Below are 15,390 nucleotides of genomic sequence, written 5' to 3'. Positions count from 1 at the left end.
ACCTGCCATCCACAGCATGCCTTGACAGCGGCCGCATTGCATCAGATTGTGCCCCGGCGTTTCGGCGCTATTTCTTTGGCCGAACGGATAGGTAATGTTGACTTCCGCCCTGTTCACGGGCTGAAGTGCGGTAAGGACCCGTGAGCGAAACGACCATGACGAGCCCCCGAAACGATGGCATGCTGGATCGGTGCGACCCGAGTTTCGGCTGGAATCATATGACAGTGAGGTTGTCCGGCACCTCAACACGGCGGTGCAACGCGAATACCACCGCCGATACGGCGGCGGGGACGAGACCGTCCTGGCCGCCGCCGATTTCGTACCTCCCAACGGTGCCTTCTTCGTGGCCTACCTGGACGGCGAACCGGTGGCCAGCGGCGCCTGGCGCTCCCACGGCGAGTCCGACGCCGAGATGAAGCGCCTGTACGTCGTCGACACCGCCCGTGGCCTGGGGTTGGCCCGCTCCATGGTGGCGCTGCTGGAGGAGAACGCCGCCGCGGCCGGTCGCGCCCGGATGATCCTGGAGACCGGCACCGAACAGCCGGAGGCGCTGGCACTGTACGCGTCGCTGGGCTACGCGCCCGTGGAACCCTTCGGCTTCTACGCCAATGAGGAGGGTGCGCGACACCTGGGCAAGGCACTTTCCGGCCACAATCCACACCTCACCCACAAAACCGGTACAACCGCCGCCTGAAAACGCTTTCACGCCCTTTTACCTGGCAGATGATCATGGCAGGCTGACCTCACCCCCGAGTGAAGGAAAGCCCCATGAAGAGAAGAACCATGCTCACCGGCGCGATCGGTCTGACCGTCGCGGGTGGTCTGATGACCGCCGGTACCGCGCTGGCCAGCACCCCGACCACCAACGGCGTCTCGCCGGTCAAACCGGCCCCGGCCGGCTCCAACGGCGTCCAGGTCGCCACCAAGGTCGTCAGTGGACGCAACAGCAAGTTCCCGGTGCTGCGCACCGAACGCGTCGACACCAAGGTCGAGAAGGTCCTCGAAGTCGACTACCAGGTCCAGGAGACCGGCTACTGGTGCGGCCCCGCCGCCACCCGCATAGCCCTGTCGGCCCGCGTCGAGGTCCCCAACCAAGCCACCCTCGCCGCCGAACTGGGCACCCACGAGGGCGGCACCGACCACATCAGCCAGGTCACGACGGTCATGAACAACCGCATCGACACCGGCACCTACTACACCATCGAGATGCCGAACGACCCGCCCACGCAGGGGCAGGTCGACAAACTGTGGGCGGACGTCACCGCCGACATCGACAACGGCTTCGCGATCGTGGCGAACATCGTCGCGCCGCCCGGCAACCAGCCGCCCGGCTACCCACCCGACCAGACCATCTACCACTACTTCTCGGTCATCGGCTACAACTCGGACCAGAACACGGTGCTGATCGGCGACTCCGCCTCGTTCAGCGGTTACCAGATCTACTGGCTGACCTTCCACCAGCTGTCCACGCTGATCCCGCCGAAGGGCTACTCGGCCTGAGCCGCGCCAACCCGGTACCGGTGCGCAGCCGATACACCCGACGACAACACGAACGCCGAGGCCGTTTCGGCCTCGGCGTTCTCCGTGGAGCGAATGACGGGAATCGAACCCGCGTATTCAGCTTGGGAAGCTGATGTTCTGCCATTGAACTACATTCGCGTGGGGTCCTACTTTAACCAATCGGAGCGGGTTGGGCGATGCGGGTCCGGGGGTGATTACCGTGATCTGGCCCTGGGTAGGCTCTCGGGCATGTTGCTGTCGGACCGGGACATTGTCGCTTCGATGAAGGACGGGCGGCTGGGGGTGGAGCCGTTCGCTCCGGAGCTCATTCAGCCGTCGAGTGTGGACGTACGCTTGGACCGGTGGTTCCGGGTGTTCAACAACCAGAAGTACACCCACATCGATCCGTCGAAGCAGCAGGACGAGTTGACCTCGCTGTCGGAGGTGGACGAGGGTGAGTCGTTCGTGCTGCACCCCGGGGAGTTCGTGCTCGCCTCGACGTTGGAGGTCATCACGTTGCCCGACGATCTGGCGGCGCGGTTGGAGGGGCGCAGTTCGCTGGGGCGGCTGGGGTTGCTGACGCACTCGACCGCCGGGTTCATCGATCCGGGGTTCAGTGGGCACATCACCCTGGAACTGTCGAATGTGGCGAACCTGCCGATCTCGCTGTGGCCCGGTATGAAGATCGGGCAGATGTGCCTGTTCAAGCTGTCGTCGCCGGCCGAGCATCCCTACGGGTTCGCCGAGTACGGGTCGCGGTATCAGGGGCAGCGTGGGCCGACGGCCAGTCGGGCCTATCGCAATTGGCAGACCTGGCCCACCGTCTACGACGGGCAGTGAGTCGGGCGGGGGCGGCCTCGCATAATATTCGGAAAAATGCCGCGAAACGGACGAATCGCTACTAGCGTCCCCGGCATGGATATTTCACAGAGTTTCCAGACTTTGATGAACCAGATCGCGGGCTTCCTGCCCACGGCGCTGGTCTTTGTGGCGACGATCATCATCGGCTGGATCGTCGCCAAGGTCCTGCGCAAGGTGGTCACGAAACTGCTGGCCCGCGTCGGACTGGATCGAGCGGCGGAGCGCGGCGGGCTGCGCCGCTTCACCGGCAAGTACACCATGAGCGAGATGGTCGGGCTGCTTGTCTACGCGGCGGTCTGGCTGTTCACGCTGCAACTGGGCTTCGGCTGGTTCGGCACCAACCCGGTCAGCACGATGATCAACTCCGTGATCGCGTTCCTGCCGCAGGTGTTCGTCGCGCTGATCATCATGGTCGTCGCGTTCGCGATCGCCAACATGGTCTTCGACCTGGTCTCCAGCGCCATGTCGTCGGTCTCCTATGGACGCCCGTTGGCGCGGGTCGCGCAGGTGATGATCATCGCGATCGCCGCCGTTGCCGCGCTCAACCAGATCGGGGTGGCCACGACCGTGACCATGCCGGTGCTGATCACCGTCCTGGCGATGATCGCGGGGGTCGTCGTCGTGGGTGTCGGTGGCGGTCTGATCGCGCCGATGCGGTCGCGCTGGGAGCGGATCCTCAACAGCGCCGAGGCCGAGGCCGGGAACCTGAAGACGCAGATGTCGAACCGGCAGTCCAGCCCCGAGTTCGGGCAGCAGGCGTACACGTCCCAGCAGTACAGCCAGGAGGGCGCGGACACGCAGCAACAGCAGCAGTACCAGCAGCAGACCGGTGGCGGGCAGCAGTACTACACGCCGCCGACCGAGCAGCCGCCACAGCCGCCGACCGGCGCCTGAGCGACGCGGGAACTCTTCTTAGAGCGGGCCCGAAGGGGGCCCGCTTTCACTGTGCCGGTTCCAGCCGCACCACGATGGCCTTGGACGTGGGCGTGTGCGAGCCGGTCGCGGTGGCGTCCAAGGGAACCAGCGGGTTCGCCTCCGGGAAGTAGGTGGCCGCGCAGCCGCGCGCGATCGGATAGGCCACCACCCGGAAGTCGCGGACGCGGCGGGTGCTGCCGTCCTGCCACTCGCTGACCAGGTCGACGTGCGAGCCGTCGGCGACGCCCAGCGCGGTCAGGTCGTCGGCGTGCGCGAACACGACCCGGCGGCCGTTCTTGACGCCCCGGTAACGGTCGTCGAGGCCGTAGATCGTGGTGTTGTACTGGTCGTGGCTGCGCAGCGATTGCAGCAGCAGCCGTCCCTCGGGAACCTCGATGGTGGACAGTTCGTTGGCCGTGAACCGCGCCTTGCCGTCCGGGGTGTCGAAGCGCCGGGCGTCGCGGGGTGGATGCGGCAGGGTGAAGCCGCTGCCGCGCACCCGGCGCTCGTAGTCGTCGAAGCCCGGGACCACCCGCGCGATGCGTTCCCGCACCGCCCGATAGTCGTCCATGAAGGACTTCCAGGGGATGGTGTCGCCCAGCAGTTCCCGGCCCAGGCGGCACAGGATCGCCACCTCGCTGAGCAGGAACGGCGAGGCCGGGGCCAGTCGTCCCCGGGAGGCGTGCACCCGGCTCATCGAGTCCTCGACGGTGACCGACTGCGGTCCGGCGGTCTGGTGGTCGTGTTCGGTGCGGCCCAGCGTCGGCAGGATCAGCGCGGTCCGTCCGCACACCACATGGGAGCGGTTGAGGGTGGTGGAGATGTGGACGGTCAGATCGCAGCCGCGCAGCGCCTTCTCGACCACCGCGGTGTCGGGACCGGCGGCGGCGAAGTTGCCGCCCAGGCCGACGAAGATCCTGGCCCGGCCGTCGCGCATCGCCCGGATCGCGTCCACGGTGTGGAAGCCGGGCTCGCGGGGCACCTGGATGCCGAACTCGCGTTCCAGCGCGTCGGTCCACGGCGGCGGGATCTCGGTGATGCCCATCGTCCGGTCGCCCTGGACGTTGCTGTGCCCGCGCACCGGGCACAGCCCGGCGCCCGGTTTGCCGATCATGCCGCGCAGCAGCTGGACGTTGACGATCTCGCGGATCGTGGCCACCGCGTCGCGGTGCTGGGTCAGGCCCATCGCCCAGCACACGATCGTGGCGCCCGAGTCGGCGAAGGCGCGGGCGGCTTCGGTTATCTCCTCGCGGGTGAGGCCGGTGGTCGTCTCGACCGCCTTCCAGTCCAGCGGGGTTTCGGCGTAGGCGGCGTAGCCGGAGGTGTGCTCGTCGATGAAGGCCCGGTCCTCGGCCTTCCACTCGCGCAGCAGCGAACCGATGGCCGCGAACAGGGCCTGGTCGCCGCCGCCCCGGATCCGCAGGAACTGGTCGGTCAGCTGGGTGCCGCCCCCGGCTAGGCCGCGCAGCGTCTGCGGGTTCTTGAAGTTCAGCAGCCCCGCCTCCGGCAGCGGGTTGACGGCGATGATCCTGGCGCCGCCCCGTTTGGCCTTCTCCAGCGCCGTCAGCATGCGCGGATGGTTGGTGCCCGGGTTCTGGCCCACGACGACGATCAGCTCGGCGCGATGGATGTCCTCAAGGGTCACCGAGCCCTTGCCGATCCCGATGGTGCCCGCCAGCGCCACCCCGGAGGACTCGTGGCACATGTTGGAGCAGTCGGGCAGGTTGTTGGTGCCGTAGGCGCGCGCCAGCAGCTGGTAGAGGAACGCGGCCTCGTTGGAGGTGCGGCCGCTGGTGTAGAACAGCGCCTCGTCGGGGCTGTCGAGTTCGCGCAGGCCCCGGGCCAGCAGCGCCAGCGCGTCGTCCCAGGAGATCGCCTCGTAGTGGTCGCTGCCGGGACGGCGGACCATCGGGTGCGTGACCCGGCCGCTGCGGCCCAGCCGGTGGTCGTCCCAGGCGGCCAGTTCCGAGATCGGATGGGTGGCGAAGAACTGCGGGTCGACGTGGTGGCGGGTGGTCTCCTCGGCCACCGCCTTGGCGCCGTTCTCGCAGAACTCGGCCCGGCTGCGGTCGTCGGGTTCCGGCCAGGCGCAGCCGGGACAGTCGAAGCCGTCCACCTGGTTGATGCGCAGCAACGCCCGCGAACCCCGCGCCACCCCCGGCTTGCCCCAGGCGTAACGCAGTCCGGCCACGATGCCGCCCAGTCCTGCGGCTTTGGCTTGCGGCTCACCGACTCGCGGCTCGCCATGTGGTTTCTCGGCGCGTGACATACAGCCTCCTCTTCCCCATAATGCGCCTACGCGGCGACACGTGTCCCACGGCGGTAAGTAATGTCCTTCGACATGGAGGACAACGCACCGGATCTGACCGCGAAGGTCGCCACGGCGTGGCGCGACTTCACCGCAGCCCTCGCCGCGGTGCTGTCCGGGCTGCCCGTGGGTGCCGATTTGGCGCTCATCCTGGACCCGACGACGTCCGGCACCGGCAACGCGGTGTACGACGTGTCGGTCACCGTACCGGCCGCCGGGCAGATTCGCGCGGACGCGACCAGCAACGCCACGCTGCCGGGCACGGCGCAGCTGGGGCGGCGCGCCGTCGGCCAGCTGGTGGCGCTGGGCTGGCAGCCGCCCGGGGTCATCGACGACAGCGCCGACCGGTTCGCGCTCAGTTCCACGGCGGCGGAATCGGAGGAGCTGGCCAACATCGTGGCCCGCACCATGCGCGACGTGTACGGCGCTCCGCATCCGGCGTTCCTGACCTACGACTACCGCGACAGCGCCGGGATCGAGGGCACCGAGCTGATGCTGCCGCCCGCCCGCCGGATGCCGCCCCCCACCGAGGGGGAGCTGACCGACCCGAGCACGGCCCCGACGGTGCCCTCGGACGCGGGTTCGCTGGCCGAGGTGGTCGCGACCGTGGTCGCCGCGATGCAGGACACCACGCCCGCGCATCTGGCCATCGACGACAACGGCGAGATCAGCCTGCGGGCCGGTTCGGCGATGGTGTTCATCAAGCCGATGGACCGTCCGGCGATCGTCGACGTCTACTCGCCGCTGCTGACCGAGGTGGCCCCCAACGAGCGGCTGTACCGGGAACTGTCCGAACTGACCCGACGGCTCCCCATCGGCCGTCTGTACTATGCGGACGGTACTATGTGGGCTTCGGTGCCGGTGTACGGCCGCGATTTCCAGCCACGGCACCTGATGCTGGCGGTCGAGTCGATGACCCGGCTGGCCGACGAACTCGACGACCGCCTGCAACTGAAGTTCGGCGGCCGCCGCTTCTTCGACCAGAAGGCCATCGAGGAAGCCCCCGAGGACGCACCCCCGACAGGCATGTACCTGTAACCGACGGGTCTAGCGGTCGAGGAACTTGGTCATGCGGCGGTGCTTGTCCTCGTCGTCGAACAGCAGCGACTGCGCCGCCAGGTCCACGGCGGGGTGGGCGCCTTCGGCGTCCACCGCCAGCTTGGTGAGTCGCAGCGCCAACGGTGAGGCCTTGGCGATCTGGTCCAGCAGCTCGTGGGCGGTGTCGAACAGCGCTTCGGGGGCGACGACGCGGCTCACCAGCCGGGCGCCGAGCGCCTCGGTGGCGTCCATGCGGCGGCCGGTGAACAGCAGTTCCTTGGCCAGGCTCTCGCCCACCAGTTCGGGCAGCCGCCAGGTGGCGCCCGCCCCCGCCATGATGCCCAGCCGCACCTCGGGTTGGCCGAAGACGGCGCGGTCGGTGCAGACGCGAATGTCGCACGCGTAGGCCAGTTCGGCGCCGCCGCCCAGCGCCGGGCCGTCGATGGCCGCCACCGTCGGGAGCGGGAGGGCCCGGATGCGGCGGAACAGGGCGGAGTTGATGGCGCGCAACGCGTCCAGGCTGGTGCGGTCGCGCAGTTGCGCGATGTCGGCTCCGGCCGCGAAGATGCCGTCCGCCCCGCCGGTGAACAGCGCCAGCCGTGGCCGGTCCTCAAGGGAGGCACACACCGCGTGCAGTTCGTCCACCATGTCCTGGTCGATGGCGTTGCGTTTGGCGGCGCGGTTCAGCCGCACCACGAGCCGGTCGGAGCGTTCCTCGACCAGCAGGGTCGAAAAGCTCATCCCTCGACCTTCTTCCCGTCGACCCAGGTGTAGAAGCCCTGGCCGCTCTTCTTGCCCAGCTTTCCCTGCGCGACAAGGTCGATGAGGGTGCGCGGCGGCTCGAACCGGTCGCCGTAGGCGGCCTGCAGGCTGCGGGCGATGTCCAGCCGGACGTCCAGACCCACCACATCGCTCAGTTCGAGCGGGCCCATCGGGTGCCGGTAGCCCAGTGACATCGCCTTGTCGATGTCGGCGGCCGAGGCCACTCCCGATTCCAGCATCCGGATCGCCTCCAGTCCGAGCGCGTTGCCCAGTCGCGAGGTCGCGAATCCCGGGGAGTCGCGCACCACCACCGGTTCCTTGCCGAGCCGCCGCGCCACCGCCAGGGCCGCCTCGCGGGAGGCGTCCGAGGTCTTGTCGCCGATCACGATCTCCAGCAATGCCATGGCGTACACGGGATTGAAGAAGTGCAGCCCGCAGAACCGTTCCGGCGCCTCCAACCGGGCGGCCAGTGAGTCGATGGAGATGCTGGAGGTGTTGGACGCCAGCAACTCCGGCCGCAGCTGTTCGGCGGCGGCGAGCACCTGGTGCTTCAGCTCCGGACGCTCCGGTACCGCCTCGACGAACACCGCCGGTTCGGGATCGACGTCGGTGAATTCAGTCACAAGGCGCAGTCGCTCAAGCGTGGCCGCGGCTTCCTCCGAAGTGCTGCGTCCCCGCTCCACCGCCTTTCGCGCCCAGTCGCGGATACCGTCCACAGCTGCCCGTCCCCGGGCTTCGTCGATCTCCACAAGGGTCACCTCGTACCCACTGCCAGCTGCGACATAGGCGATACCGGCACCCATCGTCCCGGCACCGGCCACCGCGAACCGCTGTGACATGACAACACGACCTTTCCTCAACTGAGCGTCGCGGATCACGGTACCGGCCGACGAGGATCACACCGCCGACCGGCCGCGAACGAACTAGCGTGACTTCACGTGGACCCCCTCGCCCTGCTCCTGGTCGGTGCCGCCGCCGTCTGTCACGCCCTGTGGAACCTGGCGGCCAAACGCGCCTCCGACGGCGGGCCGGTGTTCGTGTGGCTCAACACCGTCGCCTCGGCCGTCATCTACCTGCCGCTCGTGGCAGTACTGGTCGTCATCCAGCCGCCCCGGTGGAACTGGACGCTGCTGGTGGCCATCCTCGTCACCGGAATACTCCACAGTGGCTATTCGGTGATCCTGCAGCGCGGCTACCAGCACGGCGACCTGTCGGTGGTCTACCCGCTGGCCAGGGGCACCGGCCCGGCGCTGTCGGTCGGCTTCGCCATCGTCTTCCTGGGCGAACGCCCCGGCCTGATCGGCTTCCTCGGCGCGCTCGGGGTGGTGGCGGGCATCCTCGTCATCGGCCTCGGCAAGGCCGGGAAGGGAACCAAACTCACCGCCGGAATCGGTTACGGTCTGCTGACCGGTGTGTTCATCGCCTCATACACGGTGTGGGACGCGTGGGCCGTGGGCCCGCTAGCCATCTCGCCGATCCTGTACGACTGGGGCAACAACATCGTCCGGGGCACGATCCTCACCCCCTACGCGCTGCGCCGACGCGCCGAGATCCGCCGAGTCTGGACGCAACACCGCTCCTCGGTGTTCATCGTCGCCACCATCGCCCCGGCCGCCTACATCCTCGTCCTGTTCGCCTACCGCTTCGCCCCCGTCAGCCTCGTCGCCCCGGCCCGCGAACTCAGCATCGTCATCGGCAGCGTCTTCGCGTGGCTCCTGTTGCGCGAACCCCAAGCGGGACGGCGCATCGCCGGAGCGGTCGTCGTCCTGCTGGGAGTGGCCGCGCTGGCCGTCGCCAGATGAGTGCGACCCCCTGTTGGCGAACCCCGAAACCATCACGTATGCTTTCGTAGCCTCCGACGGCGCGCAGACGGTGGCAGGCGAAAGTCATCGAATATGACAAGCGACCACTTGTGGCCGTATGGCATGATGGCCAAGCGCCCCCATCGTCTAGTGGCCTAGGACGCCGCCCTTTCAAGGCGGTAGCACGGGTTCGAATCCCGTTGGGGGCACGCAAGACCGAACAAGGTCCCGTGGAGCAGCATGGAGTGCTCGCCGCCCTGTCAAGGCGGAGGCCGCGGGTTCAAATCCCGTCGGGACCGCAGGTGAAAGCACCAGCCGCAAGGCTGGTGCTTTTCTTTTTGGGAAAGTTCTCGCTCGCGCCCATCCGGGCTGGGCCGGGTGACGAATACCGGTCATGAGCACCCGAGGAAGAAGCGCCGTCGCCGGACTGGCGTGTGCGGCCGTCGCCATCGGTGTGGCCGAGTTGGCCGCGGCGGTCGTGACGCCCGCGAGTGCTCCGGTGGTGGCCGTCGGCGCGGCGGTCATCACGTTCACGCCGGAACCCGTCAAGGAATTCGCGATCGCGGTGTTCGGGGTGTACGACAAGCTCGCGCTCGTGGCCGGGATCGGGTTGATACTGGCGATCATCGCCGCTGTCATCGGCGTGGCGTGTGCGCGGCGTCCGTGGATTGGTTACGGGGGACTGGCGGGGTTCGGTCTGTTGGGCGTCGTCGCCGCGGTGACCCGACCCGGTTCGTCACCGTGGTGGGCGCTGCCGTCCCTGATCGGTGTGCTGGCCGCGATGCTCGCGTTGCGGTTGGTGTTCCGGCGACGAGTGGCCTTGGACGGGCCCGAAACCGCACGACCACCGGTTCCGGGCCGCGACGTCGACCGACGGGGGGTTCTCATCGGATTCGGCGTCGCCGGGGTGGCGGGCCTGGCCGGATGGCGGGTGGGGGGAACCGATGACATCGAGCGGATTCGCTCGACCATCGAACTGCCGCGTGCCAGGTCCGTCGGCCCCTCGGCGGTCGGGAAAGCCTTGGACGTCAAGGGGATCACGCCTTATCTGACCGACACCGCGAACGACGGTTTCTATCGCATCGACACCGCGCTGACCCTGCCGCGCATCGATCCGGGGAAGTATCGGCTCCGGATCGGCGGCCGGGTGGCGGAACCGTTGAGCTTGTCCTATCAGGAGCTGTTGGACCTGCCGTTGGTCGAACGCGAGATCACGCTGTCCTGTGTGTCCAACGAGGTGGGCGGGGAGTTGGCGGGCACCGCGCGCTGGCTCGGGGTTCCGTTGAAGGACCTGTTGGACATGGTGAAGCCGGATGCCGGTGCCGACCAGATCGTCGGCAGGTCCGCGGATGGCTGGACCTGCGGCACTCCGACGAAGGTGTGCTCTGACGGCCGCGACGCGATGCTGGCCGTCGGCATGGACGGTGAACCGCTGCCGATCCGGCACGGTTTTCCGGTGCGGATGCTCGTGCCCGGCCTGTACGGGTACGTGTCGGCCACCAAGTGGCTCGTCGAACTCGAACTGTCCAGTTTCGACGACTTCGACGCGTACTGGGTGCGCCGGGGCTGGGACGCGGAGGCTCCCATCAAGACCTTCTCCCGCATCGACACTCCCACCGCGACCAAACGTGTCAAGCCGGGGCGCACTCCCGTCGCGGGCATCGCCTGGGCGCAGCGTCGGGGCATCGGCGCCGTCGAGGTGCGGGTGGACGACGGCGACTGGCGCGAAGCCGAACTGGCGCCGGTCATCAGTACCGACACCTGGCGGCAGTGGGTTCTCGCATGGGACGCCACCCCCGGCCGCCATCGGCTGGAAGTGCGCGCCACCGACGAATCCGGTGACACCCAACCCGAGAAGCGGGTCACGCCGTTTCCCAACGGCGCCACCGGCTGGCACTCCGTACTCGTCAACGTCGAATGACCGCCACGGGGAACGGTTCCCCTTGGCCCACAAAGAAAGGCATAGAAGTGAAATCCTCACTGTCAACCCGAATCGCGGCGCTTGCCGCCGTCGCCGGACTCGCGTTCACGCTGACCGCCTGCTCCGGGGACTCCGGCGCCGACGACAAGAAGGCGAACGACGACCAGTCGCAGGCCAAGGACTCCGATTCCGAATCCGACACCGGCCAGGCATTCGGTCCCGCCTGCGCCGACATTCCCAAGGACGGCGACGGCAGCTTCGACGGCATGGCCAAGGACCCGGTCGCCACGGCGGCCAGCAACAACCCGGCGCTGTCGACGCTCGTCGAGGCCGTCACCGCCGCCGACCTGGCCGACACCCTGAACTCCTCGGAGAACATCACGGTGTTCGCGCCCGCCAACTCCGCCTTCGAGAAGGTGCCCGAAAAGGACCTCGCGGCGTTGTTGAAGGACAAGGAGAAACTGACCGAGGTCCTCACGTACCACGTCGTGGGTGAGACCGTCTCGCCCGACAAACTGGGCACCGCTGGCCCGTTCGAGAGCCTGCAGGGAGCCGACATCGAGGCCGCCGGGTCCGGAGAGGACTACACCGTCAACGGTGACGCCAAAGTGGTCTGCGGCAACGTCGAGACCGCCAACGCCACCGTGTACATCATCGACACCGTGCTGATGCCGCCTGCCGACGACAAGTGACCTTTATCGCCGCCCCCGGCCCGGCAGTTCCTGGAGGATGGGCTGCCGGGCCGGTTTCGCGCGCGGTTCAGTTGCGCAGCCAGCGATCCCGGTATTCGTGCCGCGGGTCGTAGCGCTGCGCCTGCCGTGCGGGGTTGAACCTGCGGTACGGCCGGGAGTCGTTGCCGGTGCCCGCCGTCCACTGCCAGTTGCCGTAGTTGTTGGCCACGTCGGCGTCGACGAGCCAGCGGTCGAACCAGGCCGCGCCGTGCCGCCAGTCGATGCCGAGATCCTTGGTCAGATAGGACGCGGCGACCATCCGGGCCCGGTTGTGCATCCAGCCCTGGGTCCGCAGCTGCCGCATTCCGGCGTCGACGAGCGGGACGCCGGTCTCGCCGTCCTGCCAGGCCCGCAGCGCCGGTTCGTCGTCCACCCAGGCGTCGCGGGCGCCGGGCCGGTAGTTGTCGGTGGCCAGTCGCGGGAAACCGTGCAGCACCTGGTGGTAGAAGTCCCGCCAGCACAGCTGCCGGACCAGTGCCTCGGGGGTGCGGGGGTCGGCGGCGACGACAAGTGGTGACACGCAACCGAACCGCAGGTACCCGCTCAGCCGGGTGGTGTCGTCGGCGGCCAGGTCGTCGTGGATCGCCGGGTAGTCCGGCTCGCGGTCGATCCAGGAATCCCAGCGGCGCAGCCCCGCCGTCTCGCCGCCGTCGACGACGTCGGACGAGCCGCCCTCGACCGGGCCGATCACCGAGGCGGGGTCGTCGCCGGTGACGTCGGCAGGTAGTCGGATCGCCTGGGGCGCTTCGTGTTCGGGTCGCCAGGGTGTCGCGCTCCAGGAGCGCAGGTACGGGGTGAACACCTTGTAGTGGTCGGCGCCGGTGGTCGGCCGTACCGCACCCGGTTCCACAATGGTGACACCGGGGAAGAGCCGCAGTCCGACGCGTTCGGCCTCAGCGGCCTCGGCCAGCCGCTGCCGCAGCCGCCGTGCGGCGGGGCCGTAGTCCTCGGCCATGCCGATGCCGTCCGTCGCGAGGAGTCGGCACAGCTTCAGCGTCTGCTCCACCGGGTCGCCGCGCCGGACCAGCAGGTCACCGCCCAACCGCCGCAACGACTCCCGCAGATCGGTGAGGGACTCGACCAGGAACCGCCGCTGGTTCGGTGGCAGCGGCGGTGAATCGTCCGCGACGTACAACGGCACCACCGTGTCGGCGTGGCGGGAGGCCAGCGCCAACGCCGGGTTGTCCCGTATCCGCAGGTCCCGGGTGAACAGCACCACGATCGTTCGCATCGTCTCCCCCACGCCATGATGGAACACGACCGCGGCCGGGCCGATCGACGCGGTCCCGGGTTTGTGGACCTCACCGGGCCCGAAGCTGTGGGGTCCGGTGAGGTCCACGGCCTCAGGTGAGCGGCACGTCCGCCACCAGGGGAAGGGTCGGCTTGGGAGAGCCGCCCGCGGGTTCCTCGGTCACACCGACCAGGTCGGTTCCCGCGATTCCCGAGACCAGCATGGTGGCGGAGCGCCGTCCCGCCTCCATGACACCTGCCGAGGTCTGACCGGCGTCGTTCACCAGCCACACCTGGTATGAGTGGTCGTCGTCGATGGGTCGCAGGCCCGACACCATCACCACCGCCTCGTTGCGGGAGGTGGAGCTGACGACCGTGACCCGGCCACCCGACTCGGATTCCTTCGTGGACACCTCGGCGTCGGGGGCGGTGAGCACCGACTCGACCTGTTCGGTCTGGGCGCGTTCGGCGTCGACCTGTTGCCGCATGATCGTGACGGTCACGCCGACACCGACGACGGCGACGACGACCGTCATCGCCACTGCCGCGGCGACCGAACGCCAGCGCGGGATCCGCCGGGGACGCAGTGTCGACTGTGGACTTCGTTCGGGTGGTGGGTCCTGCCGGGTGCGCCGGATCCGGGACAGCACCTCGCCCCGCAGCCGCAGCGGCGGCGCGGTCGCGGTGGTCTCGGCGAGCCGGGCGGTGGTGGCGCGCAGTTCCCGCACCTCGCGTTCGCATTCCACGCACTCGGCCAGATGCCGTTCGACGCGTTCGCGTTCGGTGTCGTCGACGGCGTCCAGGACGTAGGCCCCGACGAGGGTGTGCGCCTGCTCGGTCATCGGGACACCTCCAGGCAGTCGCGCAGCCGGATGAGGCCGTCGCGGATTCGGGACTTCACCGTCGGGACCGCGGCGCCCAGCAGGTTGGCGACCTGCCGGTAACTGTGGCCGCCGTAGTAGGCCATGGTCACCGCCTGATGTTGCAGTTCGGTGAGGGTCTTCAGGCAGCGGCGCAACTGCCGCATGTCGAGCCGCTGCGCCACCGCCTCGGCGACCTGGTCGTATTCGGGTTCGACATTGGACACCGCGCTGCGGTGTTCCCGGTCCCGGGACGCCTGTGTGGACCGGACCCGGTCCACGGCCCGTCGGTGGGTCAGCGTGGCCACCCAGGTCAGGGCGGAACCCTGCGACGGGTCGAAGCGGGCCGCGGTGCGCCACAACTCGACCAGGACGTCCTGGGCCACCTCCTCGGCCTGCGCCGGGTCCCGCAGCACCCGAAGGCACAGCCCGTAGACCCGGGGCGAGAGCCGGTCGTACAGCACGGTGAAGGCGTCCTCGTCGCCGAGCGCGGCCCGTTGCAGCAGCGCCTCGTCCGAGATCGGGTTGTCGGGGACGGGCGCGAACGGTGATCGCGGCTGTTCCTGGCGGTGTGAGGCACCGCCGGTGCCGTAGGACATCCATACGCTCCTGCCTGTCGCAGTGTGTTCCGCGTCCTGGGTTCGGAGCCGAAGCCGGATGGGATGGGCGCGGACGAACGTCGGTTTTGACGTTATTGCGTCAGCGCCTCGTGTCTTAGGGCGTGATGGCCCTAACCGGCGGGAAATCAACACTCCTGGAAATCCGGAAGTAGAACGTCCGGAACCGGTTGTACGTTCGCCGCCATGAGCGACAACGACGAACAGATCCCGACCGAACCCCCGCTGGCGGGGGAGGAGACCGCGGCGCTGATCGGCTCCCTGGAGCGGCAGCGGCGGTTGTTCGCCTGGAAGTGCGGCGACCTGGACGCCGAGGGCCTGCGGCTTCGGATCGGCGCGTCCAGCATCACGCTGGGCGGGCTGCTCAAGCACCTGGCCCTCGTCGAGGACGACCACTTCGCCCGGTTGTGGCAGGGCCGCGAGACCGGGCCGCCACCGCCGTGGGACACCGTGGACTGGGACGCCGAACCGGACTGGGACTGGAAGTCGGCCGTCGACGACACCCCGGAGCAGTTGCGGGCCGGGTGGCGGGCGGCCGTGGCCCGGTCCCGGGAGCGGATCGCCGACGGGGTGGTCACCGGGGACATGGGGCGGCTCGGCCGGTTCACCACCGACGACGGCGGCGCGCCGAACCTGCGCCGCATCCTGATCGACATGATCGAGGAGTACTCCCGTCACAATGGACACGCCGATCTGATCCGGGAGGCCGTCGACGGCCGGGTCGGCGAGGACCCGCCGCGCGACTTTGTGATGTGAACGTCCCCGCCGGGTCGGCGGTGGCCGGAACCCCCGGGCGCCGCCGATAGAGTGTTAGGTCAACTCGACGGCTTCATTGGAGGTTGACC

At 68.7% G+C, this 15,390-nt stretch carries 15 protein-coding genes and 3 tRNA genes; 11 read left to right on the top strand and 7 right to left on the bottom strand.

What is annotated here, in order from left to right; all coding sequences use genetic code 11:
• Positions 1 to 190: 190 nt before the first annotated feature.
• Positions 191 to 694 (top strand): GNAT family N-acetyltransferase, encoded by a 504-nt coding sequence (locus tag SNAS_RS29275; RefSeq protein WP_013021113.1) that lies wholly within the window; start codon positions 191 to 193, stop codon positions 692 to 694.
• 74 nt (positions 695 to 768) lie between these two features.
• The gene (locus tag SNAS_RS29270) at positions 769 to 1,500 is read left to right on the top strand and encodes a C39 family peptidase (protein ID WP_013021112.1); all 732 of its coding nucleotides are present in this window, start codon (positions 769 to 771) and stop codon (positions 1,498 to 1,500) included.
• Between the two features lie 85 nt (positions 1,501 to 1,585).
• Here SNAS_RS29270 and SNAS_RS29265 read toward each other — a convergent pair.
• Positions 1,586 to 1,659: transfer RNA gene (locus SNAS_RS29265), tRNA-Gly, on the bottom strand.
• 90 nt (positions 1,660 to 1,749) lie between these two features.
• Here SNAS_RS29265 and dcd point away from each other — a divergent pair.
• Positions 1,750 to 2,340: a dCTP deaminase gene (gene dcd / locus SNAS_RS29260; protein WP_013021111.1), complete on the top strand. Its 591-nt coding sequence runs from the start codon at positions 1,750 to 1,752 to the stop codon at positions 2,338 to 2,340.
• 75 nt (positions 2,341 to 2,415) lie between these two features.
• A complete protein-coding gene (locus SNAS_RS29255; RefSeq protein WP_013021110.1) occupies positions 2,416 to 3,255 on the top strand; it encodes a mechanosensitive ion channel family protein in 840 nt (279 codons plus the stop codon).
• Positions 3,256 to 3,301: 46 nt separating this feature from the next.
• Here the strand turns inward: SNAS_RS29255 and SNAS_RS29250 are convergent, their stop codons facing one another.
• A complete protein-coding gene (locus SNAS_RS29250) occupies positions 3,302 to 5,545 on the bottom strand; it encodes an FdhF/YdeP family oxidoreductase (protein ID WP_013021109.1) in 2,244 nt (747 codons plus the stop codon).
• A gap of 72 nt (positions 5,546 to 5,617) precedes the next feature.
• Between SNAS_RS29250 and SNAS_RS29245 the strand changes: the two genes are divergently transcribed.
• Complete coding sequence (locus SNAS_RS29245; protein ID WP_211207269.1) at positions 5,618 to 6,622, top strand: T3SS (YopN, CesT) and YbjN peptide-binding chaperone 1; 1,005 nt, start codon at positions 5,618 to 5,620, stop codon at positions 6,620 to 6,622.
• A 9-nt stretch (positions 6,623 to 6,631) separates the two neighbouring features.
• Here SNAS_RS29245 and SNAS_RS29240 read toward each other — a convergent pair whose 3' ends face one another.
• Both SNAS_RS29240 and SNAS_RS29235 read right to left on the bottom strand, forming a co-directional pair.
• On the bottom strand, positions 6,632 to 7,363 hold the full coding sequence (locus SNAS_RS29240; protein ID WP_013021107.1) for an enoyl-CoA hydratase/isomerase family protein: 732 nt from the start codon (positions 7,361 to 7,363) through the stop codon (positions 6,632 to 6,634).
• Complete coding sequence (locus SNAS_RS29235) at positions 7,360 to 8,223, bottom strand: 3-hydroxyacyl-CoA dehydrogenase family protein (protein ID WP_013021106.1); 864 nt, start codon at positions 8,221 to 8,223, stop codon at positions 7,360 to 7,362. The genes SNAS_RS29240 and SNAS_RS29235 overlap by 4 nt, the downstream gene beginning before the upstream one ends.
• Positions 8,224 to 8,322: 99 nt before the next feature.
• Here SNAS_RS29235 and SNAS_RS29230 point away from each other — a divergent pair, with 99 nt between their 5' ends.
• The 5 genes from SNAS_RS29230 (at position 8,323) to SNAS_RS29210 (ending at position 11,799) form a co-directional block, all read left to right on the top strand.
• Positions 8,323 to 9,186, top strand: coding sequence for a DMT family transporter (locus SNAS_RS29230; protein ID WP_013021105.1), 864 nt, complete (start codon positions 8,323 to 8,325; stop codon positions 9,184 to 9,186).
• 136 nt (positions 9,187 to 9,322) lie between these two features.
• A tRNA-Glu gene (locus SNAS_RS29225) sits at positions 9,323 to 9,395 on the top strand.
• A gap of 15 nt (positions 9,396 to 9,410) precedes the next feature.
• A tRNA-Asp gene (locus tag SNAS_RS29220) sits at positions 9,411 to 9,485 on the top strand.
• 95 nt (positions 9,486 to 9,580) lie between these two features.
• On the top strand, positions 9,581 to 11,107 hold the full coding sequence (locus SNAS_RS29215) for a molybdopterin-dependent oxidoreductase (protein ID WP_013021104.1): 1,527 nt from the start codon (positions 9,581 to 9,583) through the stop codon (positions 11,105 to 11,107).
• Positions 11,104 to 11,799: a fasciclin domain-containing protein gene (locus tag SNAS_RS29210; protein WP_013021103.1), complete on the top strand. Its 696-nt coding sequence runs from the start codon at positions 11,104 to 11,106 to the stop codon at positions 11,797 to 11,799. The genes SNAS_RS29215 and SNAS_RS29210 overlap by 4 nt, the downstream gene beginning before the upstream one ends.
• Positions 11,800 to 11,866: 67 nt before the next feature.
• Here the strand turns inward: SNAS_RS29210 and SNAS_RS29205 are convergent, their stop codons facing one another.
• From SNAS_RS29205 to sigK, 3 genes are read right to left on the bottom strand one after another with little or no spacing between them, the layout of a single operon-like run.
• Positions 11,867 to 13,177: a cryptochrome/photolyase family protein gene (locus SNAS_RS29205; protein ID WP_013021102.1), complete on the bottom strand. Its 1,311-nt coding sequence runs from the start codon at positions 13,175 to 13,177 to the stop codon at positions 11,867 to 11,869.
• Positions 13,178 to 13,181: 4 nt separating this feature from the next.
• The gene (locus SNAS_RS29200) at positions 13,182 to 13,910 is read right to left on the bottom strand and encodes an anti-sigma factor (protein ID WP_013021101.1); all 729 of its coding nucleotides are present in this window, start codon (positions 13,908 to 13,910) and stop codon (positions 13,182 to 13,184) included.
• Positions 13,907 to 14,527, bottom strand: coding sequence for an ECF RNA polymerase sigma factor SigK (gene sigK / locus SNAS_RS29195; protein WP_013021100.1), 621 nt, complete (start codon positions 14,525 to 14,527; stop codon positions 13,907 to 13,909). The genes SNAS_RS29200 and sigK overlap by 4 nt, the downstream gene beginning before the upstream one ends.
• Before the next feature lie 204 nt (positions 14,528 to 14,731).
• Between sigK and SNAS_RS29190 the strand changes: the two genes are divergently transcribed.
• Positions 14,732 to 15,301 (top strand): DinB family protein, encoded by a 570-nt coding sequence (locus SNAS_RS29190; RefSeq protein WP_013021099.1) that lies wholly within the window; start codon positions 14,732 to 14,734, stop codon positions 15,299 to 15,301.
• The last annotated feature ends 89 nt before the right edge of the window (positions 15,302 to 15,390 follow it).

The organism is Stackebrandtia nassauensis DSM 44728 (genome assembly GCF_000024545.1).
In the GTDB taxonomy this organism is placed as follows: Bacteria; Actinomycetota; Actinomycetes; order Mycobacteriales; family Micromonosporaceae; genus Stackebrandtia; species Stackebrandtia nassauensis.
The sequence above is the reverse complement of the archived record's forward strand: the minus strand, read 5'-3'. Positions and strand labels throughout refer to the sequence as shown.